The organism is Modestobacter versicolor, from assembly GCF_014195485.1.
Lineage (GTDB): Bacteria > Actinomycetota > Actinomycetes > Mycobacteriales > Geodermatophilaceae > Modestobacter > Modestobacter versicolor.
Map to the genome: position 1 here is coordinate 32,220 of NZ_JACIBU010000002.1, position 23,043 is coordinate 55,262.

The 23,043-nt window shown below is 74.6% G+C and carries 24 protein-coding genes; 8 read left to right on the forward strand and 16 right to left on the reverse strand.

What is annotated here, in order from left to right:
• Window positions 1-14 precede the first annotated feature (14 nt).
• The gene (locus tag FHX36_RS20175) at window positions 15-1,403 is read right to left on the reverse strand and encodes a serine hydrolase domain-containing protein (protein ID WP_110551295.1); all 1,389 of its coding nucleotides are present in this window, start codon (window positions 1,401-1,403) and stop codon (window positions 15-17) included.
• A gap of 160 nt (window positions 1,404-1,563) precedes the next feature.
• Here FHX36_RS20175 and FHX36_RS20180 point away from each other — a divergent pair, with 160 nt between their 5' ends.
• Both FHX36_RS20180 and FHX36_RS20185 read left to right on the forward strand, forming a co-directional pair.
• Complete coding sequence (locus FHX36_RS20180; protein ID WP_110551303.1) at window positions 1,564-2,970, forward strand: serine hydrolase domain-containing protein; 1,407 nt, start codon at window positions 1,564-1,566, stop codon at window positions 2,968-2,970.
• A complete protein-coding gene (locus FHX36_RS20185) occupies window positions 2,970-4,466 on the forward strand; it encodes an amidohydrolase family protein (RefSeq protein WP_110551294.1) in 1,497 nt (498 codons plus the stop codon). Before FHX36_RS20180 ends, FHX36_RS20185 begins: the two co-directional genes overlap by 1 nt.
• Before the next feature lie 15 nt (window positions 4,467-4,481).
• On the opposite strand, the gene FHX36_RS20190 is transcribed toward FHX36_RS20185, so the two are convergent.
• On the reverse strand, window positions 4,482-5,072 hold the full coding sequence (locus tag FHX36_RS20190) for a hypothetical protein (RefSeq protein ID WP_110551293.1): 591 nt from the start codon (window positions 5,070-5,072) through the stop codon (window positions 4,482-4,484).
• A 73-nt stretch (window positions 5,073-5,145) separates the two neighbouring features.
• On the opposite strand from FHX36_RS20190, the gene FHX36_RS20195 reads away from it, so the two are divergent.
• Together FHX36_RS20195 and FHX36_RS20200 are read left to right on the forward strand one after the other, a co-directional pair.
• Entirely contained in the window at window positions 5,146-5,535 is a 390-nt protein-coding gene (locus FHX36_RS20195) for a VOC family protein (protein WP_110551292.1), read from the forward strand.
• A gap of 19 nt (window positions 5,536-5,554) precedes the next feature.
• Complete coding sequence (locus FHX36_RS20200) at window positions 5,555-6,547, forward strand: SMP-30/gluconolactonase/LRE family protein (protein WP_110551291.1); 993 nt, start codon at window positions 5,555-5,557, stop codon at window positions 6,545-6,547.
• 7 nt (window positions 6,548-6,554) lie between these two features.
• Here the strand turns inward: FHX36_RS20200 and FHX36_RS20205 are convergent, their stop codons facing one another.
• Genes FHX36_RS20205 through FHX36_RS20215 form a run of 3 tightly spaced genes read right to left on the reverse strand, consistent with a single transcriptional unit; the run spans window position 6,555 to window position 8,880 of the window.
• A complete protein-coding gene (locus FHX36_RS20205) occupies window positions 6,555-7,388 on the reverse strand; it encodes a DUF817 domain-containing protein (RefSeq protein WP_110551290.1) in 834 nt (277 codons plus the stop codon).
• Window positions 7,389-7,441: 53 nt separating this feature from the next.
• Window positions 7,442-8,305 (reverse strand): RNA polymerase sigma-70 factor, encoded by an 864-nt coding sequence (locus FHX36_RS20210; protein ID WP_110551289.1) that lies wholly within the window; start codon window positions 8,303-8,305, stop codon window positions 7,442-7,444.
• Window positions 8,302-8,880 (reverse strand): carboxymuconolactone decarboxylase family protein, encoded by a 579-nt coding sequence (locus FHX36_RS20215; RefSeq protein ID WP_110551288.1) that lies wholly within the window; start codon window positions 8,878-8,880, stop codon window positions 8,302-8,304. The genes FHX36_RS20210 and FHX36_RS20215 overlap by 4 nt, the downstream gene beginning before the upstream one ends.
• Window positions 8,881-8,987: 107 nt before the next feature.
• Here FHX36_RS20215 and FHX36_RS20220 point away from each other — a divergent pair, with 107 nt between their 5' ends.
• Entirely contained in the window at window positions 8,988-9,359 is a 372-nt protein-coding gene (locus FHX36_RS20220) for a hypothetical protein (RefSeq protein WP_110551287.1), read from the forward strand.
• A gap of 96 nt (window positions 9,360-9,455) precedes the next feature.
• Here FHX36_RS20220 and FHX36_RS20225 read toward each other — a convergent pair whose 3' ends face one another.
• The 3 genes from FHX36_RS20225 to FHX36_RS20235 all read right to left on the reverse strand — a co-directional run bounded on the left by FHX36_RS20225 (window position 9,456) and on the right by FHX36_RS20235 (window position 13,757).
• The gene (locus FHX36_RS20225) at window positions 9,456-12,344 is read right to left on the reverse strand and encodes a vitamin B12-dependent ribonucleotide reductase (RefSeq protein WP_110551286.1); all 2,889 of its coding nucleotides are present in this window, start codon (window positions 12,342-12,344) and stop codon (window positions 9,456-9,458) included.
• Between the two features lie 111 nt (window positions 12,345-12,455).
• On the reverse strand, window positions 12,456-12,959 hold the full coding sequence (gene nrdR, locus FHX36_RS20230; RefSeq protein ID WP_110551285.1) for a transcriptional regulator NrdR: 504 nt from the start codon (window positions 12,957-12,959) through the stop codon (window positions 12,456-12,458).
• A 270-nt stretch (window positions 12,960-13,229) separates the two neighbouring features.
• Complete coding sequence (locus tag FHX36_RS20235) at window positions 13,230-13,757, reverse strand: LysM peptidoglycan-binding domain-containing protein (protein ID WP_221204022.1); 528 nt, start codon at window positions 13,755-13,757, stop codon at window positions 13,230-13,232.
• A 307-nt stretch (window positions 13,758-14,064) separates the two neighbouring features.
• On the opposite strand from FHX36_RS20235, the gene lexA reads away from it, so the two are divergent.
• A complete protein-coding gene (gene lexA, locus FHX36_RS20240; RefSeq protein WP_220036000.1) occupies window positions 14,065-14,877 on the forward strand; it encodes a transcriptional repressor LexA in 813 nt (270 codons plus the stop codon).
• 56 nt (window positions 14,878-14,933) lie between these two features.
• Here lexA and FHX36_RS20245 read toward each other — a convergent pair whose 3' ends face one another.
• From FHX36_RS20245 to FHX36_RS20260, 5 genes are all read right to left on the reverse strand, one after another.
• Window positions 14,934-16,013: a hypothetical protein gene (locus tag FHX36_RS20245; RefSeq protein WP_258372856.1), complete on the reverse strand. Its 1,080-nt coding sequence runs from the start codon at window positions 16,011-16,013 to the stop codon at window positions 14,934-14,936.
• Window positions 15,985-16,725, reverse strand: a complete 741-nt coding sequence (locus tag FHX36_RS20250) for a phosphatase PAP2 family protein (RefSeq protein WP_258372855.1) — start codon at window positions 16,723-16,725, stop codon at window positions 15,985-15,987. The genes FHX36_RS20245 and FHX36_RS20250 overlap by 29 nt, the downstream gene beginning before the upstream one ends.
• Window positions 16,726-16,806: 81 nt before the next feature.
• Complete coding sequence (gene hflX / locus FHX36_RS23180) at window positions 16,807-17,772, reverse strand: GTPase HflX (RefSeq protein ID WP_246407276.1); 966 nt, start codon at window positions 17,770-17,772, stop codon at window positions 16,807-16,809.
• Window positions 17,664-18,305: an HflX-like GTP-binding protein gene (locus FHX36_RS23185; protein ID WP_246407229.1), complete on the reverse strand. Its 642-nt coding sequence runs from the start codon at window positions 18,303-18,305 to the stop codon at window positions 17,664-17,666. The genes hflX and FHX36_RS23185 overlap by 109 nt, the downstream gene beginning before the upstream one ends.
• Before the next feature lie 79 nt (window positions 18,306-18,384).
• The gene (locus FHX36_RS20260; protein WP_258372854.1) at window positions 18,385-18,924 is read right to left on the reverse strand and encodes an ArsR/SmtB family transcription factor; all 540 of its coding nucleotides are present in this window, start codon (window positions 18,922-18,924) and stop codon (window positions 18,385-18,387) included.
• Window positions 18,925-18,994: 70 nt separating this feature from the next.
• On the opposite strand from FHX36_RS20260, the gene FHX36_RS20265 reads away from it, so the two are divergent.
• Window positions 18,995-20,275, forward strand: a complete 1,281-nt coding sequence (locus tag FHX36_RS20265) for an MFS transporter (RefSeq protein ID WP_110552987.1) — start codon at window positions 18,995-18,997, stop codon at window positions 20,273-20,275.
• 36 nt (window positions 20,276-20,311) lie between these two features.
• Window positions 20,312-20,500 (forward strand): hypothetical protein, encoded by a 189-nt coding sequence (locus tag FHX36_RS20270; protein WP_110552986.1) that lies wholly within the window; start codon window positions 20,312-20,314, stop codon window positions 20,498-20,500.
• 17 nt (window positions 20,501-20,517) lie between these two features.
• Here the strand turns inward: FHX36_RS20270 and dapF are convergent, their stop codons facing one another.
• From dapF to FHX36_RS20285, 3 genes are read right to left on the reverse strand one after another with little or no spacing between them, the layout of a single operon-like run.
• The gene (gene dapF / locus FHX36_RS20275) at window positions 20,518-21,417 is read right to left on the reverse strand and encodes a diaminopimelate epimerase (protein ID WP_110552985.1); all 900 of its coding nucleotides are present in this window, start codon (window positions 21,415-21,417) and stop codon (window positions 20,518-20,520) included.
• Window positions 21,414-22,337 carry a tRNA (adenosine(37)-N6)-dimethylallyltransferase MiaA gene (gene miaA / locus FHX36_RS20280; protein WP_110552984.1) on the reverse strand — a complete coding sequence of 308 codons (924 nt, stop codon included), beginning with the start codon at window positions 22,335-22,337 and terminating at the stop codon, window positions 21,414-21,416. The genes dapF and miaA overlap by 4 nt, the downstream gene beginning before the upstream one ends.
• The gene (locus FHX36_RS20285) at window positions 22,334-23,026 is read right to left on the reverse strand and encodes a class III extradiol ring-cleavage dioxygenase family protein (protein WP_183514277.1); all 693 of its coding nucleotides are present in this window, start codon (window positions 23,024-23,026) and stop codon (window positions 22,334-22,336) included. Before FHX36_RS20285 ends, miaA begins: the two co-directional genes overlap by 4 nt.
• Window positions 23,027-23,043 lie beyond the last annotated feature (17 nt).

Genomic DNA, 23,043 nt, shown 5'->3' on the forward strand with positions numbered 1-23,043 from the left:
GACGAGCACGGTGGTCACCCGACGGCCCGCGGCACGGCCCGGCCGACGTGCACGAACCGCGCGCGGCCCGCGCCGTCGTCACCGAGGAAGGCCAGCGGCACGTGCAGGCCCGACTGCGGCTGCACCGGGATGAGGGTGTCCGGCGCGAAGTCGACGAGCTCGCTGCGCTCGGGCGTCTCCCCGATCTCCAGGGCCAGGCCCTTGGGCCGCATCTCCAGCCAGATCCGGCCGTCGCCGTCCTGGCTGACGACCAGGTCGGCCACCTGGCTGCTGTAGGTGCCGGCGTACCGGCTGGCGTCGACCGGCTGCGGGTCCGCCGGCGGCACCGGCAGCGGCCGCAGCTCGACGCCGGCCAGCTCGCGCAGCACGTGGCCGACGACGTCGCGGTACAGCCCGTAGGGGTCGCCGCCGTTGGTGAGCAGCACGACCGCGACGCCGTGCTCGGGCAGCACCCGCAGGAAGGACGCCTGGCCGATCGTGTTGCCGTCGTGCCCGACCACCGGAGTGCCCATCGTGTCGAACAGCTCCCAGCCCAGGCCCCAGGAGTCGCCCATCACCCGGATGTCGGGCAGCTGCACCTGCGGCTGCTGCATCGCCGCGACGGTCTCGGCGGCCAGCACCCGGGTGCCGTCGGACGCCGTGCCGCCGTCCAGGTGCGCCCGGGCGAAGGTCAGCAGGTCACGCGGGCGCATCGCCAGCATCGACCCGGCCGGGGCGTTGGACGGCGCCATCGCCCACATCGGCGCGGGCACCTGGCCGCCGTCCGGCTCGGGGCTCAGGTGGCCCACCGCCGTCCGGAAGAGGATCGCCTCGTAGGGGCTGGCGGCGGCGTGGGTGAGGCCCAGCGGGGCGAACAGGTGCTCGGCCAGGCACTCGTCGAACGGCCGGCCGCGCAGCACCTCGACCAGCCGGCCGAGCACGCAGTAGCCGGCGTTGTTGTAGGAGAACTGCTCGCCGGGCGGGAAGAGCTGGGGCAGGTCGGCCAGGCCGTCGACGTAGCGCTCCAGGCGGTCGTCGCCCCGGCCGGTGTCGGTGAAGACGTCGCCCTCGAAGCCGGCGGTGTGCGACAGCAGCTGGCGCACCGTCATGGTCGCGGCCGCGGACCCGTCGGCCAGCCGGAACCCGGGGAGGTGCTGCTGCAGCCGGTCGTCCAGCCCGACCAGGCCCTCGTCGACCAGCTGCAGCACCAGGGTGGCGGTCCACACCTTGGTGATCGAGCCGATCTGGAACAGCGAGTCCGGCGTCGCCTCGACCCCGGTCGCGGTGCTGAGCAGCCCGGCGGCGGCGTCGACGACCTCACCGCCGGCGAGCACCGCCACCCCGGCCGCGGGCACGTCGTGCTCGGCGAGCAGGGCCGGCAGGTGGTCGGCCAGCCATGTCGCGACCTCGTCCAGCTTCGTCATGCGGGCACCGTAGGAGCGCAGGCCAGCCCGTTGTTCGTGGTCGCGGCCAGCCCTGCCGGGGCCCGTTCGTCGCCGCCGACGAAGATGCGGCCCACCCGCAGCGGCAGGCTGCGCCCGTGGGTCGGACCGGCCCCGGGTGCCCGACCGGACGGAGCAGCAGATGACCACGACCGCACGACCTGCGATCGACCAGGCCCACTGGCAGCAGCGGCTGGACGAGCTCGCCCGGGCCCACCAGGTGCCCGGCGCGACCCTCGCCGTCCTGCGGCTCGGGGTGGACGGCACCGAGGACGAGCTGGTCGAGGCCGCCACCGGGGTGCTGAACACGGCGACCGGGGTGGAGGCGACCACCGACTCGGTGTTCCAGATCGGCTCGATCAGCAAGGTCTGGACGGCGACCCTGGTGATGCAGCTGGTCGACGAGGGGAAGCTGCAGCTCGACGCACCGCTGGCGGAGGTGCTGCCCGACCTGCAGCTCGGCGACGCCGACGTGGCGGCGAAGGTGACGATGCGGCACCTGCTCACCCACACCAGCGGCATCGACGGCGACATCTTCACCGACACCGGGCGGGGGGACGACGTGCTGGAGAAGTACGTCGCGGCGCTGGCCGACGCCCCGCAGAACCACCCGCTGGGCGCGACCTTCTCCTACTGCAACTCCGGGTACTCCCTGGCCGGCCGGGTGGTCGAGGTGCTCACCGGGCAGAGCTGGGACGCCACCCTGCGCGAGCGGGTGATCGAGCCGCTCGGGCTGACGCACACCTCCACGCTGCCCGAGGAGGCGATCCTGCACCGCGCCGCCGTCGGGCACGTGAAGGCCGGCCCGGACGAGGAGCTGCAGCCCACGACCACCTGGCTGCTCCCCCGCTCGCTCGGCCCGGCCGGCCTGATCAACGCCACCGCCCGGGACGTCACCGCCTTCGCCCGGATGCACCTGCGCGACGGCCTCGGCCCGGACGACGGCGTGGTGCTCTCGGCGGCCTCGACGGCGCAGATGCAGCAGCTGCAGACCGAGCTGCCGGACACGTACTCCCTCGGCGACTCGTGGGGGCTGGGCTGGATCCGCTTCGACTGGCACGGGGAGCGGCTCTACGGCCACGACGGGACGACGATCGGGCAGAACGCCTTCCTGCGGGTGCTGCCCGCGCAGGGGCTCGCGGTGGCGCTGCTGACCAACGGCGGGCACCCGCGCGACCTGTTCAGCGACCTGTACGGCGAGGTCTTCGCCGAGCTCGCCGGGGTGACCGTCGCCGAGCAGCTCGAGCCGCCGGCCCCCGCACCCGACGTCGACATCGCCCGCTACGTGGGCACCTACGAGCGCAGCTCGATCACCACCGAGGTGTTCGAGCGCGACGGCCGCCTGGTCATGCGGGTGATCCCGACCGGGTCGATCGCGGAGTCCACCGGCGCGACCGTGCAGGAGCTGGAGCTGCACCCGGTCGAGCAGGGGCTGTTCGCCACCCGGGCGCCGGGTGAGGAGACCTGGATGGCGGCGGTCTTCTACTCCCTGCCGGACGGCGCCGAGTACCTGCACTACGGCGTCCGCGCGCAGCCCCGGAAGGCCTGATGCCGGCGCCGGTGGCCGACCTCGTGCTGTCCGGCGCCCGGGTCGTCGACCCGGAGACCGGGCTGGACGGGGTGCGCACGGTGGGGATCACCGGCGGCACGATCACCTCGATCACCCCCGCGGCCGAGGCGGCGCCGCCGGCCCGGGAGGTCTGGGACGTCGCCGGGCAGGTGCTTGCGCCGGGGTTCATCGACCTGCACAGCCACGCGCAGAGCCTCACCGGGCTGCGGCTGCAGGCGCTGGACGGCGTCACCACCGCGCTGGAGCTGGAGGCCGGGGTGCTGCCGGTCTCCGGCGCCTACGCCCGGGCGGAGGCCGAGGGCCGACCGGTGAACTTCGGGTTCTCGGCGTCCTGGACCGACGCGCGGATGCACGTGCTGGACGGCGTCGCGCTGGACCGGGACGCCTCGCTCGACCTGTTCGCCACCCACCAGGCGCTGCCGAACTGGCGCGGCCCGGCGGGCGACCGCGACGTCGCCCGGGTGCTGGACCTGCTGGAGACGGCGGTCGGCGAGGGGGCGCTGGGCATCGGCGTGCTGGTCGGCTACGCACCCGACAGCGGCCGGGCCGAGTACTTCCGGCTGGCCGGGCTCGCCGCCCGGCTGGGCGTGCCGACCTTCACCCACACCCGGTACATCTCCACCGAGGAGCCGGGCACCTCGCTGGAGGGGGCGCTGGAGGTCATCGCCGCGGCCGCCGGCACCGGCGCGGCCATGCACATGTGCCACGTCAACAGCACCTCGAACCGGATGATCGACGAGGTCGCCGGTGCCGTGGACGCGGCGCGGGGCACCGGTGTGCGGGTGACCACGGAGGCCTACCCCTACGGCGCGGGGGCCACGGTCATCGGGGCCTCGTTCCTGGCGCCGGAGGTGCTGCACCGGATGGGCATCGGGCCGCAGCGGCTCACCTACCTGCCCACCGGCGAGCGGGTCGCCGACCTCGGCCGGCTGGCCGAGCTGCGGGCGTCGGACCCCGGGGCGGAGGTGGTCGTGCACTTCCTCGACGAGGACGACCCGGCCGACCTCGCGGTGCTGGAGCGGTCGTTCACCCTCGCCGACACCGCGATCGCCACCGACGCCATGCCCCTGGTGGCGCCCGGTGGCGGGCCCGCACCCGACGCCTGGCCGCCGGCCCCGGGGCTGGTCACCCACCCGCGGTCGGCCGGCTCCTACGCGCGCACGCTGCGCTGGCTGGTGCGCGAGCGCGGGCTGCTGACCCTGACCGAGGCGCTGCGGCGGTCCTCGCTGCTGCCGGCGCAGGTGCTCGAGGAGGCGGTGCCGGCGATGCGGCGCAAGGGCCGGGTGCAGGTGGGCGCCGACGCCGACCTGGTGGTGTTCGACCCGGAGACCGTCACCGACCGCGCCACCTACACCCAGGTCGCGCCGTCCACCGGCTTCCGGCACGTGCTCGTCGGCGGCACCCCGGTGGTGCGGGACGGCGAGCTGCTCACCTCCGCGCTGCCCGGCCGCGCGGTGCGCTCCGGCGCCCGCTGACCCCTCGGCCGCCGCTCAGCTGCCCAGCGCCGCCTGCGCGACCTCGGGCCGGAGCAGGGTGAACCGCCAGGCCAGCGGCGGGCGCAGCCCGTGCAGCACCACCCGGCAGGCGCCGAGGTCGCCGACCGCGGCGAAGCCCTCCGGGCGCTGGTGCAGCCAGAGCAGGAACGGGTGCCCGTCGACGTCCATCGTGGTGCGCGTCCAGGTGCCGGTGTCGTCGAGCCGGGCGGCCACCGCCCGGCCGGTGGCGCCGGCCTGCTCGGTGCAGCGCAGCGTCTCGGCGGCGGGCAGCCCGTAGGGCACGAGCTTGAGCAGCATGCTGGTCACCGCGGTCTCGGCGACGCCGCGCAGGCTGCCGTCGACGGTCCACCCGCCGTCGCCCCCGGGGCGGCAGCCGCGCCGGGCGATGGTGCGCACCGACCACGGCGTCGCGGCGTGCGGGTCGGCGCCCGGCCGCGAGCCCGGGCCGATGCTGACGTCCTCCCAGTAGGTGAGGGTGGTGCCGGCGACGTTGCCCAGCCCGGTGGCGAGCACGCGCAGGGAGCGGGTCGGCACCCCCGCCGGCACGAGCACCGGCATGTCCAGGCCGGCCAGCGAGATCGTCATCGGGAGTGATGTACACCGGCGCGGGGTCCTGAGTCGACACCTCTGCGCACGGCATCTGGTTACGGTCGCCGCCATGGGACCGCTGGCGCTGCACGAGCTGACCCTGGACTGCCCCGAGCCGCGCGCGCTCGCCGAGTTCTACCGGCAGGCGCTGGGCTGGGCGTACGCGCCGGGGCACGAGACCACCGACCCGGACGGCGACGAGTGGCTGGTGCTGCTGCCGCCCGCCGGCGGCACCCGGCTGGCGTTCCAGCGCTCGCCGGCCGCCGTGCCGCCGTGGCCGCAGGGCGCCCGGGTGCACCTGGACGTCGCCGTCCCCGACCTGGCCGCCGCGCACGAGCACCTGCTCGGCTGCGGTGCCCGGCCGCTGACCGGCTCCCCCGCCGAGGAGGGCCACGCCGAGGACCTCTTCCGGGTGTACGCCGACCCGGTCGGGCACCCCTTCTGCGCGACCCAGCTCTGAGCACCGCCATGCTGCTGCGATGACCCGTCGCCTGCTCTCCCCGCGCCGCTGGGCACCGCCGCCCGCCCGGCCCGACACCGGCGGCACCGGCGAGCTGGTGATCAGTCGCCGGCTGCCCACCGGCGGGCACGGCCCCGAGGACGTCGTCTTCGACGCCGACGGGTCGGTCGTCACCGGCACCCAGGACGGGCGGCTGCTGCGGCTGGACCCGGCCACCGGGGAGACCACGGTCGTCGGCCGCACCGGCGGGCGGCCGCTCGGCGTGCAGCCGTGCGACGACGGCAGCGTGCTGGTGTGCGACCACGACCGCGGGCTGCTGCGCGTGCGGCCCGACGGCGGCGTCGAGGTGCTCGTCGACACGGTGGACGGCGAGCCCCTGACCTTCGCCAGCAACGTGGTCGCCGAGCCCGACGGCACCATCTGGTTCACCACCTCGACCAGCCGCTGGGACGTCGACGACCACCTCGGCGACCTGTTCGAGCACTCCTGCACCGGCCGGCTGGTGCGCCGCGACCCGGACGGCTCGGTGCGCACGGTGCTGCGCGGGCTGAAGTTCGCCAACGGCCTGGTGCTGGCGCCGGACGGCTCGCACCTGCTGCTCGCCGAGACCAGCGGCTACCGGATCTGGCGCTACTGGCTGGCCGGCGCCCGCGCCGGGACGGCGGAGCTGCTGGTGGAGGACCTGCCCGGCTTCCCGGACAACATGAGCCTGGGCAGCGACGGCCTGCTCTGGGTGGCGGTCGCCGCACCCCGCAACGCGCTGCTGGACCGGCTGCTCCCGCTGCCCGGCGTGCTGCGGCAGCTGGTGTGGCTGCTCCCGGAGGCGCTGAAGCCGGCCGCGGTCCCGGTCGCCTGGGTGCTGGCGTTCGAGCTCGACGGGAGGCTGGTGCACGACCTGCGGCTGGCCGACGGCTCCTACGGCTTCGTCACCGCGGTCGCCGAGCGCGACGGCGTGCTGGTGCTCAGCAGCCTGCACGAGACCGACGTCGTCGTGGTCCAGCCGCCCGGCTGAGGCCCGGTCAGCGCGCGGGGACCGTCTCCCGCTGGGCCAGCAGCTCCGGCGGCGGGTCGTACCCGCGCAGCACGGTCAGGTCGGCTGCGCTGCCGTACAGCCGGCCCTCGCGGGCCTTGACCGCGGTGACCAGCACGATGCTGACCACGACCAGCAGCGACCACGACCCGAGCTTGGCCGCGTGCACCAGCGTCCACACCGACTCCTGCGAGGGGTACTGCCAGGCCCGCAGCAGCGTGGCGGCGTTCTCGGCGACCCAGAGGAAGAAGCCGATGAGGACGAAGGAGAGCGCCAGCGGCATCGCGTAGCGGCGCCGGCCGACCGTGTAGTGCACCCAGGTGCGCCGGGTGACGACCAGCAGCGCCAGCGCCAGCGGCAGCCGCACGTCCCAGGTGACGTGCGAGGTGAAGAAGTTGAGGTAGACGAGGAAGGCGACGGCCGCCGTCCGGCGCGCCCGGTAGCCGGTGATCCGCAGGTCGAACCGGCGCCAGGCCTGGCAGACGTAGCTGCCGACGGCGGCGTACATGAACCCGCTGTACAGCGGCACCCCGCCGATCGTGGCCAGGCCGGTGTCCGGGTAGGACCACGAGCCCTGCCAGACCTTGAACAGCTCGAGCACCAGGCCGACCAGGTGGAACCCGAATATCACCGCGACCTCGCGGCCGGTCTCCCAGCGGACCAGCCACAGCACCAGGGTCACGGCCAGGCACCACAGCAGCAGCGCGTCGGCGGGGTCGCCCGGCAGCGGCACGACCCGGACCAGCCCGAGACCGAGGAAGAACAGGACGGCGAACAGGCAGCACTGTGCCTCGGTCCAGGCGAACCGCAGCAGCTGCCTCACGTCCCCGAGGCTAGGTCAGCTCCTCGCGCGTGCCCGGTGCCGCGCCGGGCGGGTCACCGGCGCAGCTCCGCCTCCTTCTCCAGCCAGCCCAGCTTCTCCGGGTTCCGGATGGCGTAGAGCGCGGTGATCCGGCCGTCCTCGACCACCATGCTGACCGCGGTGGCCTCGCCGGCGACGTCGACCCGGATGCCCGGCGTCCCGTTGAACGAGGCCAGGGTGGCGACCATCCCGGGCAGCTGCACGGCGTGGGACAGGAACGCCGCCACCTTGCGGGCGCCCACGATCGGCCGCAGGGCCGCCCGGGCCAGGCCGCCGCCGTCGGCGGTCAGCACGACGTCGGGGGCGAGCACCGCGAGCAGGGCCGGCACGTCGCCGGTGGAGACGGCGGCCATGAACCGTTCGACGACCGTCCGCTGCTCGGCCGGGTCGACCCGCACCCGCGGCCGACGCGCGGCCACGTGCTCGCGGGCGCGGTGGGCGATCTGCCGCACCGCGGCCGGCGTCTTGCCGACCGCCGCGGCGACCTCGTCGTAGGGCACCTCGAACACCTCGTGCAGCACGAACACCGCCCGCTCGGCCGGGCCGAGGGTCTCCAGCACGGTGAGCATCGCGATCGAGACGCTCTCGGCCAGCTCGACGTCCTCGGCCAGGTCGGGGCCGGTGGCCAGCGGCTCGGGCAGCCACTCCCCCACGTAGTCCTCCCGGCGGCGGGCCACCGAGCGGAGCCGGTTGAGCGCCTGCCGGGTCACCACCCGCACCAGGTAGGCCCGCGGCTCCCGGACCCCGGCCTGGTCGACCCCGGCCCACCGCAGCCAGGTCTCCTGCACGACGTCCTCGGCGTCGGCGGCGGAGCCGAGCAGCTCGTAGGCGACGGTGAAGAGCAGGCTGCGGTGGGTCAGGAACGGGTCGTCGGTCATCGCGGTGACGGCGCTGCCAGCGGCTCGAGGTCGCACGACGCGGCGAAGCCCTGCGACTCGATGCCGAGTGCGGCGTTGTTGCGGGTGTAGAAGTTGGCCAGCGCGACGAACGCGGTCAGCTCCACCATCGCCGGCGCGCCCAGCTGGTCGAGCAGCCGCGCGGCCATCTCGTCGGTGACCGTCGGCGGGGTGGCGGTCATCGCCTCGGCGTACCCCATGACCTCGCGCTCCAGCGGTGTGAAGACGTCGGACTCCCGCCAGCGTGGCACCTCGCGGGCCTTGGTGAGGTCCAGACCCTCGTTGGCCGCCTGGAAGTAGCCGAGGTCCAGGCACCAGCTGCAGCCGACCAGGCTGGCCACCGCCATGTGCGCGAAGGACTTCAGGCTCTCGTCGCACCGGTGCCACTTCTGGCTCTGCCGCCCGATGGTGAAGCTCGAGGTGAGCACTGCGCGGTTGTGCCAGGCGACCTCCGCCGGCTCGGCCACCGCGCCGAGCATCCGGCGGCTCATCCGCGTCACCACCGCGCCGTAGACGCCGGTCAGCTGTGCCTTCGGGACCCTCGTGCTGCTGCTCATGGCTGCTCCTCCTGCTCCGGGTACGTGCTGTCGGGCATGCAGACACCGGCCGCGCCCGGGATGTGACAGCGGTGGACCGGAGTTGCGGCGGTCGTGCTGCTGGCCGGGTGCGGCAGCGCCGCGGTGGAGGGCCCGACCGCCGCGGCGTCGTCCACCGCGTCGAGCGGTCTCCCCGCCGGGACGCCTTCTGCGCCGGCCACCTGGACCGGACCGACGGCGACGGCAGCAGACCCCGGCTGCTGGAGGCGGCCACCCTTCTCGCGCTGTCCCCGGACCAGCCGACGGGGGCGCGTCCCACCGAGACGACGTGCTCGGGGACCCGGGCGGTGGTCGGCGTCACCGGTCCGGGTCAGGCGCAGGACGTCCTGCTCTTCGGGTACGTCGACGGGCAGTGGCAGCCGGTGGACGAGGCCGAGGCGTGCGCCGCCGGGGACAGCCTCCCGGCCGCCGTCGTCCAGTCCGTCTGCGACGCGGGGTGAGGGCGCCCCGCCGCGGCTGAGTCGTTCCCCGGAAAGGGCACCGGCCCGGTCCTGCTGAGCAGGACCGGGCCGGGTGTCATCGGAGCTGGCTGGTGATCAGCTGCAGCCGCTGGTCGAGCCGCAGCCCTCGCAGACGTAGCAGCTGCCGGCCGGACGCATCTTCGTGCCGCAGGTCATGCACAGCGGCGCGTCGGTGGCGGTACCGGTGACCAGCTCGAGCAGCTCGGCCGAGGAGTGGGCCTCCTTGACCGACTTCGGACCGGCGGGGGTGACCTTCTCCTCCACCTTGGCGGTCTCGATCGGCGCGGAGCCGCGCAGCTGCTCCAGGTCGACGTCCTCCTCCTCGACGACCGCGGGGGTCGAGGCGGAGGAACCGTAGCCACCGGCCACCTGCGCCGCGCGCTCCTCGGCGGTGAAGATGCCCAGGCCCGCCCGCTGGTCGACAGACAGGTGGTCCAGCGCCAGGCGACGGAAGATGTAGTCCATCACCGACTGGGCGATCCGGATGTCCGGGTCGTCGGTCATGCCGGCCGGCTCGAAGCGCATGTTGGTGAACTTCTGGATGTAGGTCTCCAGCGGCACCCCGTGCTGCAGGGCCAGGGAGATCCCGATCGAGAAGGCGTCCATCACGCCGGCCAGGGTCGAGCCCTGCTTGCCCAGCTTCAGGAAGACCTCGCCGAGGCTGCCGTCCTCGTACATGCCAGCGGTCATGTAGCCCTCGGCGCCGGCGACGCTGAAGGACGTGGTGACGCTGGTGCGCTTCTTCGGCAGCCGCTTGCGGACCGGGTGCGCCAGCGCGGTGGCCGGCGCGGCCTCGACGACCTCGGCCTCGGCCTTGGTGCCGTCGTTCTTGCCCTTGCCACCGGACAGCGGCTGGCCGACCTTGCAGTTGTCGCGGTAGATCGCCAGGGCCTTGATGCCCATCTTCCAGCCCTGGAAGTAGATGTCCGCGACCTCCTCGACGGTGGCCGACTCCGGCATGTTGACCGTCTTGCTGATCGCGCCGGAGATGAACGGCTGCACCGCGGCCATCATCCGGACGTGGCCCATCGGGGAGATGGACCGCTCGCCCATGGCGCAGTCGAAGACCGAGTAGTGCTCGGGGCGCAGGGTCGGGGCGTCGACGACGTGGCCGTGCTCGGCGATGTACTCGACGATGGCCTCGATCTGCTCCTCCTGGTAGCCCAGGCTGCGCAGCGCCCGCGGCACCGTCTGGTTGACGATCTGCATCGAGCCGCCGCCGACCAGCTTCTTGAACTTGACCAGCGAGAAGTCCGGCTCGATGCCGGTCGTGTCGCAGTCCATCATGAAGCCGATGGTGCCGGTGGGCGCCAGCACGGAGGCCTGCGCGTTGCGCCAGCCGTTCTCCGTGCCGAGGGCCAGGCACTCCTGCCACTGGGCGGTGGCGGCCTTGAGCACGTCGGCGTCGTCGGCGCCGACCGGGCGGATCGCGTCGTTGGCCGCGGCGTGCTTGCGCATGACCCGGGCGTGGGCGTCGGCGTTGCGGGCGTAGCCCTCGTAGGCACCCACGACGCCGGCCAGCTCGGCCGAGCGGCGGTAGGCGGTGCCGGTCATCAGCGAGGTGATCGCCGCCGCCAGCGTCTGGCCACCGCGGGAGTCGTAGGCGTGGCCGGTGGCCATCAGCATCGCGCCGAGGTTGGCGTAGCCGATGCCCAGCTGGCGGTAGGCGCGGGTGGTCTCACCGATCGGCGCCGTCGGGAAGTCGGCGAAGCAGATCGAGATGTCCATCGCGGTGATGATCAGCTCGACGGCCTTGACGAAGTTCTTCGAGTCGAAGGTGCCGTCGTCCTTGAGGAACTTCATGAGGTTCAGCGACGCCAGGTTGCACGAGCTGTTGTCCAGGCTCATGTACTCCGAGCACGGGTTCGAGGCGTTGATCCGGCCCGTCTCCGGGTTGGTGTGCCAGTCGTTGATCGTGTCGTCGTACTGGATGCCCGGGTCGGCGCACTCCCAGGCCGCCTTGGTGACCTTGCCGAACAGCTCGCGGGCGTCGACGGTCTCGATGACCGAGCCGTCGGAGCGGGCCCGCAGGCCGAACTCGGTGCCGTTCTCGACCGCGCGCATGAACTCGTCGTTCACCCGGACCGAGTTGTTGGCGTTCTGGTACTGGACGCTGGTGATGTCCTTGCCGCCCAGGTCCATGTCGTACCCGGCGTCCCGCAGCGCGCGGATCTTGTCCTCCTCGCGCGCCTTGGTCTCGATGAACTCCTCGATGTCGGGGTGGTCGATGTCCAGGACGACCATCTTCGCCGCGCGGCGGGTGGCGCCACCGGACTTGATGGTGCCCGCGGAGGCGTCGGCACCGCGCATGAAGGAGACCGGGCCGGAGGCGGTGCCACCGGAGGAGAGCAGCTCCTTGGAGGAGCGGATGCGGGAGAGGTTCAGCCCGGCACCCGAGCCGCCCTTGAAGATCAGGCCCTCTTCCCGGTACCAGTTCAGGATCGAGTCCATCGTGTCGTCGACGGCCAGGATGAAGCAGGCGCTGACCTGCTGCGGCGAGGCGGTGCCGACGTTGAACCACACGGGCGAGTTGAAGCTGAAGTACTGGTGCAGCAGCATCCAGGTCAGCTCGTGCTCGAAGACCTCGGCGTCGGCCTCGCTGGCGAAGTAGTCGTGCTCGCGGCCGGCCGCGCCGTAGGTCAGCACAACCCGGTCGATCAGCTGGCGCAGGCTCGTCTCGCGCTGCGGGGAGCCCACCGCACCACGGAAGTACTTCGTGGTGACGATGTTGGTGGCGTTGATGCTCCACTCGGCGGGGAACTCGACGCCGCGCTGCTCGAAGTTGATCGAGCCGTCCCGCCAGTTGGTCATGACGACGTCACGACGCTCCCAGACGACCTCGTCGTAGGGGTGGACGCCGGCGGTCGTGAAGACGCGCTTGACCTTCAGGCCCTTCCCGCGGACGGGGGCCTTCGCCGTGCGGCGGTTCCGGCTGGGAGAGAGGCGGTCGGCTGTCTCGGTCAAAGCGTGCTCCCGTGGTGAGGGGTCTGCGGGTGTGCAGGGCGGTGGCTGGGGAAGGTCGGCGGACGCCGAGAGCCGGGGTGCCGGGCGGCCCGGGGTCGGGCGCGGGGCGGACTAGCGGGGTGGGGCAGTGCCGGCGTCGTCGCCGGGGGGACCTGCGTCGGCGGGGTCGGGGCGCAGCCGCTTGAGCTCGGCGATCTCCTTCTCGAAGTCGGCTGCGGAGGAGAAGGAGCGGTACACGCTGGCGAACCGCAGGTAGGCGACCTCGTCGAGGTAGCGCAGCGGGCCGAGGATCGCCAGGCCCACCTCGTTGCTGGGGACCTCGGCGGACCCGGTGGCCCGGACGGCGTCCTCCACCTTGGCGGCGAGGACGGCGAGCTGGGCCTCGTCGACCGGGCGGCCCTGGCACGCCCGGCGGACGCCCGCGATGACCTTGTTGCGGTCGAAGGGCTCGCTGACGCCGCTGCGCTTGACGACGGCGAGCACGGGCTCCTCGACCGTCGTGAACCGGCGACCGCACACGGGGCACGAGCGACGGCGCCGGGTGGTGGCGCCCTCGTCGGTCTCCCGGGAGTCGATGACCCGGCTGTCAGGGCTGTGGCAGAACGGGCAACGCACCGGGGGCACCTCCTCGATCGGCCGCTCGGAGCGGCTGCCGCGGCGCTTCCTGTGGACCCGCCGGGGGACATCCGGTGGATGCCCTGGGGGTGACCTGGGGAAGCGCCTGTGGACGGAACTACATCTCTGTCACTACAAGATGTAGGGGTGAGGTTAGCCCCGTACCCCTACAGATACGCAACCCCAACCGGGCGTGTCGTGTTCCTCCGTCGCGCAGGCCCCGCCCGCACCACCCGTGGGCCCCGTGGGCAGCGGCCCGGCGGGGCGTCGTCACGGCAGCTGCAGGACCTGGCCGGGCACCAGCTCGACCGCGTCGAGGTCGTTGGCGTCGACCAGGGCGTCGACGACGGCGCGCCGGTCCTCCTCGGGGGCGACCTCGCCGGCGATCGACCACAGGGTGTCGCCGGGCTGCACGACGACCGTCGACGAGCCGGCCAGCTCCAGGCCCCCGTCGGCCTGGCCCAGCTCCACCGCGACGGTGGCCACCGCGATGGAGAGGCCGATCGCGATGGACAGCCCGGACAGGGCCCGGCGGCCCCGGCGGGTCAACCGCAGCGGGCCGGGGGCAGCTGCGCGGGGGTGGGCGGCCGGGCGCGGGAGGGCCGCCGGCTCGACCGCGCAGCCGCCGCGCACCGACCGGCCACCCCCCAGCCCGTCGAACCGGGCCGGCCGCGCGCCGGGGCGGACCGCGTCGCGCCGCACGGGCGGGGCCACCGACTGCGGCCCACGGCCGGCCGGCGCGACACCCCGCGCGGGGACGGGAGAGGAGGCGGGGACGCTGCGCTGGGGGCTGGCCATCGGGGGACGCTCCTGGGTGTGACGGTGCCGGGCGGGACGACGGGCGGCCGACCAGGCATCGAGCACCGTGCTCGAACGCCTGTTCGATTCGAACGCCTGTGCGATGTCTACCGCACGGGTCCGACAAGTTCACCCCCGACACGGCACTTCTTCGAACACCTGTTTGAACTACACGGGTGTGACCCGCTACCGTGCTCCTGCGATCGAGACCCGGTCCGCCCGTCCCCGGCCCCGCCGGGGCCGCGGCGGGGCACCGGTGACCGACGCACCGGGAACGCTGCCCCTGGCAGCCGGACGAGGAGGACACATGGCGGCCGACGGCCCGACGGCAGGCAGCGGCAAGGCCCCCTCCCGGCGCAGCCGCGCCGGTGCGGACACCGCGGAGGGCGCCGGCACGGGAGCGGCGATCCGCGAGTTCCCCGACCGCGGTGAGGCCGGCGACGGGCTGACCCAGCGCCAGCGCCGGGTCCTGGAGGTCATCCGCGACTCCATCGAGCGCCGCGGGTACCCGCCGTCGGTCCGCGAGATCGGCGAGGCGGTCGGGCTCTCCTCCGCCTCCTCCGTGGCCCACCAGCTCTCGGTGCTGCAGCGCAAGGGCTGGCTCCGGCGCGACCCCAACCGCCCGCGCGCCCTCGACGTGCGCCTCCCCGGTGAGGCCGCCGCGGCCGCGGCGAGCGCCGAGGCCTCCGCCGAGGCGCTGGCCGCCGCGGGTGGCGCCAGCGGCGTCGACGAGGCGTCCGCCCCGCGTCCCACCTACGTGCCGCTCGTCGGCCGGATCGCCGCCGGTGGCCCGGTGCTGGCCGAGCAGGCCGTCGAGGACGTCTTCCCGCTCCCCCGCGAGCTGGTCGGCGAGGGCACGCTGTTCATGCTCAAGGTGGCCGGTGACTCGATGGTCGACGCGGCCATCTGCGACGGCGACTGGGTCGTCGTCCGCCAGCAGCCGACCGCGGAGAACGGCGAGATCGTCGCGGCGATGATCGACGGCGAGGCGACGGTGAAGACCTACAAGCGCCGCGACGGGCACGTCTGGCTGATGCCGCACAACGAGGCGTACGAGCCGATCCCCGGCGACGACGCCACGGTGCTGGGCCGGGTCGTCACCGTCCTGCGCCGGGTGTGAGGACGCCCCCTCCCGGACGGGGAGGGGGCGACACCCGCCCATCGGGTGGGCAGTGGTCAGCCGGCGCTGCGGCGACGGCGCAGCTTGCCGCCGATCCACACCAGCCCGGTGGCCACCAGTGCGGCGATCAGCCCGGCGGTCAGCGGCGTGACCTCGTGGGTCAGCGTGGCCGCCGCGGACTCCTCGTCCGCCGGTCCGGTGGACGCTGCCGGCGCCAGCTCGCCAGCCGCCGGCAGGAGCGTCACCACGGCGGGGAGCCCCTCACCCGACACCAGCAGGTCGCGGTCGTTGGCCGCGAAGGCGATCGCCTCCCCCTGCGGTGACTCGGGCAGGGGCACCCGCACCGGCGGCAGCGCCAGTGCACCGGCGACGTCGGAACCGCTGAGCGGCCAGACGTAGGCGTCGGTGTAGGTGCGCAGCGCGATCCGCTGGCCGTCGGCGGAGACCGCGCCGCCGGTCACCATCAGCTCGCCGGCCCGCCCGACCGGGCCACCGGGGGTGCCGGTGAGGGTGAAGCCGAGCTCGAGCACCCGCGACATGGGCACGGTGGCCCCGTCGGCCAGCGGTGCGTCGGGGCGGTAGACCGAGCTGGCCCCGAGCACCTCCTTGGTGACCAGGTACGGCGTGCCGTCGGGTGCCAGCAGGAGCGCCTCGGCGTCGTGCGCCCCGTCGGGGTAGGTCAGCCGGGTGAGCGTGCTGCTGCCGTCGGCCCGCAGGCCGATGAGCGCCACGGTCTCCCGGGTCTGGGTGTTGTCCCCGGTGTCGGCCAGCCAGATGGTGCCGTCGACGCCGAGCGCCATGTCCTCGGGGTCGTAGGGGTCGACGTCGGCCGAGCGCACGTCGCCGACGGCGCACGAGCCGTCGAGCACGTAGACCTCGGCACGGTCGCCGCCGTCGTTCAGGGCGAGCATGGCGTCCCCCGCGCTGACCAGACCGGAGAGCTCCGGCAGTCGCGGGTCGGCGATCTCGCAGCGGGTGGCGGCGGTCCCGAAGGCAGCGGGCTCGGCGCCCTCGGCGGCGGCGGGGCCGGCCGTCAGCACGGTCAGCAGCAGCCCCAGGGGTGCGCAGAGGGCCGCGCCCCCCGCCCAGGTGCGGCGGCCGGCGCGGTCAGGCGTGCGATCGGCCCGCTCTGGCACGGACCCAGCGTGACACCAGCAGCGTGTCCAGTGCATGAACCACGCCCAACAACAGCAGGCCCACGGCCAGCCCGACCACGGCATCGGTGACCCAGTGGAAGTCCAGCGCCACCATGGCCACACCCGTTGACAGCGGCCCCAGCACGCTGAGCAGCCAGGCGGTGCGCTGCGCCCACGCGGGCAGCCCGAACTCGACGGCCTGCCAGCGGGCGACACCCCACATCAGCACGGCGTTCGCAACGTGGCCCGAGGGGTAGCTGGCGCCGTCGCGGTGGAAGTAGGACCCCGGGTAGGCCGGAGCGGTGCGGCCGGCGCCGTACTTGAACGCGTAGACCACCGCGGTCAGCAGCGCCAGGGCCACCACCACCCGGATGAGCGGTACGAGCGTGCGCTGCCGGACGGCGAGCCACCCCACCAGCCCGGCCAGCACGATGAGGATGAAGCCCCGGCCACCGGCCTGGGTGAACACCCAGACGAACCAGTACGCGCCCGAGTCGCGGAGACCCCAGCCCTTGACGACGTCGGAGACCTCGACGTCCAGCTTCTCCAGCCAGCCGCCGCTGAGCAGGTCGACGGTCACCCCGAGAGTCACCAGCACCGACAGTGCGAGCACCCACCACGGCGGCCGGCCGACGCCGATGACGCCGCCCGGTCGGCCGGCGGGCGAGCCACCGGCGGAGCCCGCCGACGGCTGCACGTGGCTCCTGGTCACCGCGTCACGGTACCGGGGCCGTGACCTCCCCGTGACCCTCCCGGTGGTGGGCCGGGCGCGGCGCACCACCGGGAGCAGGGTCTAGACGCCCGCGACGGGGACGGCGTAGTCCACGAGCAGCGCCGCGAGGTCGGGCTCGACCCGGGCGGTGAGCCGCGTGCCGGTGGCCTCGTGCCGCTCCTCGACGACCTCGCCGTCGCGGTGCACCCGGGCCACCAGGTCACCCCGGTCGTAGGGCACCAGGACGTCCACGTCGACGTGCGGGTGCGGCAGCCGCGCGGCGATGACGTCGCGCAGCGCCTCGATGCCCTCGCCGGTGCGGGCGGAGACCCACGCGGCACCGGGCAGCGCCTGGCGCAGCGCCAGCACGTCGTCCTGCGACATCGCGTCGACCTTGTTGACCACGATGAGCTCGGGGACCTTGGTCGCGTCGATCTCGTTGAGGACGACCCGCACCGCGTCGATCTGGCCCAGCGGGTCGGGGTCGGCGCCGTCGACCACGTGCACCAGCAGGTCGGCGGCCGCCACCTCCTCCAGGGTCGACCGGAAGGCGTCGACCAGCTGGTGGGGCAGGTGGCGCACGAAGCCGACGGTGTCGGTCATCGTGAACTCGCGGCCGTCGGGGGTCTGCGCGCGGCGGACCGTGGGGTCCAGCGTGGCGAAGAGCTGGTCCTGCACCAGCACCCCGGCGTCGGTGAGCCGGTTGAGCAGGCTGGACTTCCCGGCGTTGGTGTACCCGGCGATCGCCACGCTGGGCGTGGAGTTGCGGTCGCGGGAGTTGCGCTGCGTGGTGCGGGCGGTCGCCATGCCGGCGATCTCCTTGCGCAGCTTGCTCACCCGGGCGCGGATCCGGCGACGGTCGGTCTCGATCTTCGTCTCACCCGGGCCGCGGGTACCGATGCCGCCACCACCGGCGACCCGGCCACCGGCCTGCCGGCTCAGCGACTCACCCCAGCCGCGCAGCCGCGGCAGCATGTACTGCATCTGGGCGAGCTCGACCTGGGCCTTGCCCTCCCGGCTGGTGGCGTGCTGGGCGAAGATGTCCAGGTCAGCGCGGTCCGGTCGACCACCTTGACCTTGAGGATCTTCTCCAGCTGGTTGAGCTGGCCCGGCGCCAGCTCCCCGTCGCAGATCACGGTGTCGGCGCCGCTGGCGGCGACCACGTCGCGCAGCTCGGCGGCCTTGCCCGAGCCGACGTAGGTGGCCGGGTCGGGCTTGTCGCGGCGCTGCATCAGCGCGTCGAGGACCTGGGAACCGGCGGTCTCGGCGAGGGCGGCGAGCTCGGCCAGCGAGCGCTGGGCGTCGGCCGCGGTGCCCTCGGTCCAGACGCCGACGAGGACGACGCGCTCCAGGCGGAGCTGCCGGTACTCGACCTCGGTGACGTCGGTGAGCTCGGTGGAGAGCCCGGCGACCCGGCGCAGGGCGCCGCGCTCCTCCTTGATGTAGGAGCCGGTGGTGTCGTCGGGGGCGTCCCACTGGTCGGCCGGGGCGGGCCGGGCACCGGCGGCGCGGGCACGCGCGGCCTTGTCGACCCGGGCCTCGGCCTCGTCGAGGATCGCGCGGTTCTGGGCTGTCGTCATCGGCTCCAGCGTGGCACGCCCTGGCGTGGAGGGCGACTGACTTGTGGTTCGAGCTGTTGTCATCGCCGGGTACAACACCTCAGACCTCCGGGTGCATCCCGAGGTAGACCGACCACTTCTCGCCGTCCGGGTCGGCCGGCCGGCGGGCGAACTCGTCGAGCACCTCGTGCAGCCGCCGGCCCAGCTCGGCCTTCTCCGCGGCGGACAGCCGCAGCCCCAGCCGGTTGCTCTCCAGCCGGTGCTCCCCCACCGCGGCGACCTCCTCGAGGAACGCCGCCAGCGAGGGGTCACGGCCGGCCGCCGGCCCGCCTGCGCCGTCCATCAGCCAGCTCTTGCCGGTCGCCCGGTAGGGCACCTCCCGGGCGCCGCGGGCGCCCCGGCGGGCCTCCTCGGCGACCAGGAAGCCGGTCTCGACCAGGGTGCGCACGTGGTGCAGCACCGTCGCGGGGTTGCGCCCCAGCCGCGCGGCCAGCTCCTTGTTGGTCAGCGGCTCGTCCAGGCAGAGCCGCAGGATCCGCAGCCGGACGGCGGAGGCCAGCGCGCGGGCCTCGGCGTCGGTGGCCGGGCGGCGCTCCCCGACGACCCGTGGCACCCCGCGCGCCCTGCCCGGCTCGGTCACGACGGCAGCCTAGATCGACACGCCCGCGAAGTGATTGACACTCCCCAATCACTGAGCCCAGGCTGCACCGGTGACCGCGGACCGCAGCCTGCTCCGACACCGCGACTTCCGGCACCTGTGGGCGGCGGAGACGGTGAGCCAGGTCGGCACCCAGGTGACCATGCTGGCGCTGCCGGTCGTCGCCGTGACGCTGCTGGACGCGACCCCGTGGCAGATGGGCGTCCTCACCGCCCTGGAGACGGCCGCCTTCCTGCTCATCGGGCTGCCGGCCGGGGCGTGGGTGGACCGCTGGCGGCGCAAGCGCGTCCTGGTGGTCGCCGACCTGGTGCGCGCGGTCGTGCTGGGCACGCTGCCGCTGGCCTACCTGCTCGACGTGCTGACCCTCGGCCAGCTCTTCGTCGTCGCCGCGGTGACCGGCACCGCGACGGTCTTCTTCGACGTCGCGTACCAGAGCTACCTGCCCGCGCTGGTCGACCGCGACCAGCTCGTCGACGGCAACGGCAAGCTCGAGGCCAGCCGGGCGGTCGCCCAGGTGGCCGGCCCCGGGCTGACCGGTGTGCTGCTGCGGCTGGTGGGCGCGCCGGTGCTGGTGCTCGTCGACGCGGCGTCCTTCCTGCTCTCCGCGCTCTTCCTGGGCAGCATCCGGCAGCCGGACACCGTCCCGGACCGCGCCGACCGCCGCCCGCTGCGCACCGAGATCGGTGAGGGGCTGTCCTTCGTCGTCCGGCACCCGCTGCTGCGCCGCATCGTGGCCTGCACCGGGACGGCGAACCTGTTCGGCTCGATGACCAACGCCCTGCTGGTGCTCTACGTGATCCGCGAGCTGGGGTTGTCCGAGGCGACGCTGGGGCTGGTCTTCTCCGTCGGGGCGGTCGGCGGGCTGCTGGGCGCCGGTACGGCGGCCTGGTACACCCGCCGGGTCGGCGAGGGCCGGGCGATCCCGCTGTCCGCGGTGGTCTTCGCCGCCGCGGGCACGTCCCTGCCCCTGGCGGCGGTGGGCGCACCGGTGGTCTGGCTGGTCACCGGCTGGTTCGTGCTCAGCTGGTCGACCGTCGTCTACAACGTCACGCAGGTGAGCTTCCGGCAGCGGCTGTGCCCGCCGCGGCTGCTCGGCCGGATGAACGCCTCGGTGCGGTTCATCGTCTACGGCTCGATGCCGCTCGGCGGCCTCGCCGGCGGCGTCCTGGGCGAGTGGCTCGGCGTCGTCCCGGCGCTCTGGGTCGCCGCCGCCGGCGGCTTCGCGGCCTGCCTGCCGGTGGTGCTCAGCCCGCTGCTGACCATGGGCGACCTGCCCGACGAGCTCGACGCCACCACCGGGCCCGCGCCGGTTGCGCCGGCGGACGCCGGGTAGGGCGACGGGGACGCACCCACCGCAGGGAGGACGACGATGACCAGCCCGACCACGAACTCCGACGGCGAGCTCGACGACCCGGGCCGCGACCCGGTCGGCCTCGAGGTGCCGCGCAACCCGCTCGGCGGCGCCGACCAGGACACCGGCCGGGGCACGCCACGGGGCGACGACGGTGACGCCCCCGGGGACCACGACGCGGCAGCGGGCGGACCGGCCCAGCCCTGAGCCTCAGGCGCTGAGGTTCAGACCCCGAGCCACTCCGGGGTGAGGACGCCGGAGGCGACGACGACCGCAGGGCCGGACAGCACCGTCGTCGTCCCGTCGAACTCCACCGACAGCCGGCCGCCCGGGACGTCCACCGCGACGGTCCCGGCGGACCGGCCGCCGGCCTCGAGCGCCGCGTACGCCGCGGCGCAGGCGCCGGTGCCGCAGGACCGGGTCTCCCCCACCCCGCGCTCGAACACCCGCAGCCGGACGTGCGCCGAGACGCCGTCGGCCGCGTCCTCCGCGGCGAGCACGTTGACCACCTCGACGTTGACGCCGTCGGGAAACATCGCCGGGTCGACGCCGGGCAGCACCGAGAGGTCCAGCGTGTCGACCTCCACGTCGGTGAGGCAGGCCAGGTGCGGGTTGCCCATCGAGACGCCGAGACCGGGGTACGCGACGCCGGAGATGCGGGCCTCCCCCCGGCCCAGCGGCACGGCCGGGCCCATGTCGACCCAGTAGCCGCCGTCCGGGCGCGCACCGACGCGACGCGGGCCGCCCCGGGTGCCGACCAGGACGCCGGCCTCGGCCGCCGACCGGTCCAGCAGCCCCTCGGCCAGCAGCACGTGCAGGTAGAGCCGGATGCCGTTGCCGCACATCTCCGCGAAGGAGCCGTCGGCGTTGCGGTGGTCCATGAACCACTCGCACTGCGGCAGCGCCGCACCGAGGACGGCGGCCGCGTCGGGGACGTGCCGGCTGCGGACGACGCGGAGCACGCCGTCGCCGCCCAGCCCACCCCGGCGGTCGCAGAGCCGGCGGACCAGGTCGGCGTCCAGCCGGGTCTCCGGCCACACCTCCCCGTCGGGGTCGGGCAGGACGACGAAGTCGTTCTCCGTGCCGTGGCCCAGGAGCACCCGCGGGCTCGCGCTGTCGATCACCGCCCGATCGTACGGTCGGCGATCTCGGCGAGGACGGCGTCGGCCAGGTCGGCGCGGCCGGCGTCGAACCAGCTGGTGGCGGCGTCCCGGCGGAACCAGGACCGCTGGCGGCGGACGAACCGCCGGGTGGTGGCGACCGTGCGCTCGCGGGCCTCGGCCGGGGTCAGCGTGCCGTCGAACTGCTGCAGCACCTGCGCGTAGCCCAACGCGCGCGAGGCGGTCGGGCCCTCGCGCAGCCCCGCGGCCTCCAGCGCCGCGACCTCGTCGACGAAGCCGGCGGCCCACATCGCGTCGACCCGCCGGGCGACCCGCTCGTCGAGCTCCTCGGCCGCCCGGTCCAGGCCGATGGTGACCGCCGGGTAGTGCGCCCGGGGCTCGGGCAGCCGGGCGGTGAACGGCCGGCCGGTGAGCTCGATGACCTCCAGCGCCCGCACCACCCGGCGCCCGTTGCTGGGCAGGATCGCCGCGGCGGCCGCCGGGTCCAGCGCGGCCAGCCGGTCGTGCAGGGCGGCTGGGCCTGCGGTGTCCAGCTCTGCGGTCAGCCGGGCGCGGACCTCGGCGTCGGTGCCCGGGAAGTCCAGCTCGTCCAGGACGGCGCGCACGTACAGCCCGGAGCCGCCGACCAGCAGCGGGACGACGCCGTCCGCGCGCAGCCGGTCCACCTCCGCGCGGGCCTGCTGCCGGTACTCGGCCACCGAGGCGGGCTCCCGGACGTCCCACAGGTCGAGCAGGTGGTGCGGCACGCCGTCCTGCTCGGCCGCGGTGGGCTTGGCGGTGCCGATGTCCATGCCGCGGTAGAGCTGCATCGAGTCGGCGTTGACGACCTGGCCCCCGGTGCGGTGGGCCAGCGCGACGGCCAGCGCGGTCTTGCCGGTGGCGGTGGGGCCCACCACGGCCACGACCGGCGGCAGCGCGGTCACCGGGTCCGCCAGGTGCCGACGAGGTAGCCGACGCCGAAGGGCGCGTCGTCGGCGAGCAGCCGCGCCTCGACCGGCCGACCGGCGAGGGCGGCACCCACCGCCCGCCACACCGGCACGCCGGCGGCCAGCAGCCGCGCCCCCTCGCCCGGGTCCAGCGCGGCCAGCGCCCCGGCGTCGCCGGCGGCCAGGGCGCGGGCGACCTCGGCGTCGAAGGGCCCGGCAGCGGGGTCGAGCGCACCGGGGGCCTTCTCGCTGCGCCGCGCCGAACCGTCGCCCATCGCGAGCACGCCGACCGGCCCGGGGACGTCGGTCAGGGCGCTCGCCAGGTCCTCAGGGCCCACGCCGAGCCGGGTCCCGATGTGCCCCGCGTGGTCCAGCAGCCAGGCGCCGACCAGGTGCGGGAGGGGCACCCGCCGCCCACCCGGGCGCACCCGGCCGGCGAACGGCAGCTCCAGGTCCACCCCGTATCCACGCAGGTCACCGGCGTCCCCGGGGCCGAACCGGACGCCGTCCGCGCCGTCGCCGACCACCACGACCACCTCGGGCCGGTCCTCCAGGACGGTCTGCACCGCGGCGTCGACCGCGGCCCACACCAGCGACAGGGCGGTGCTGGGCACCCCGGCCACCGCGGGCAGCAGGAGGGGCGGCTGCGGGCAGAAGGCCACCGTGACCGGCCGGGGAGGTCTCACGCGGGGCAGTGTCGCCG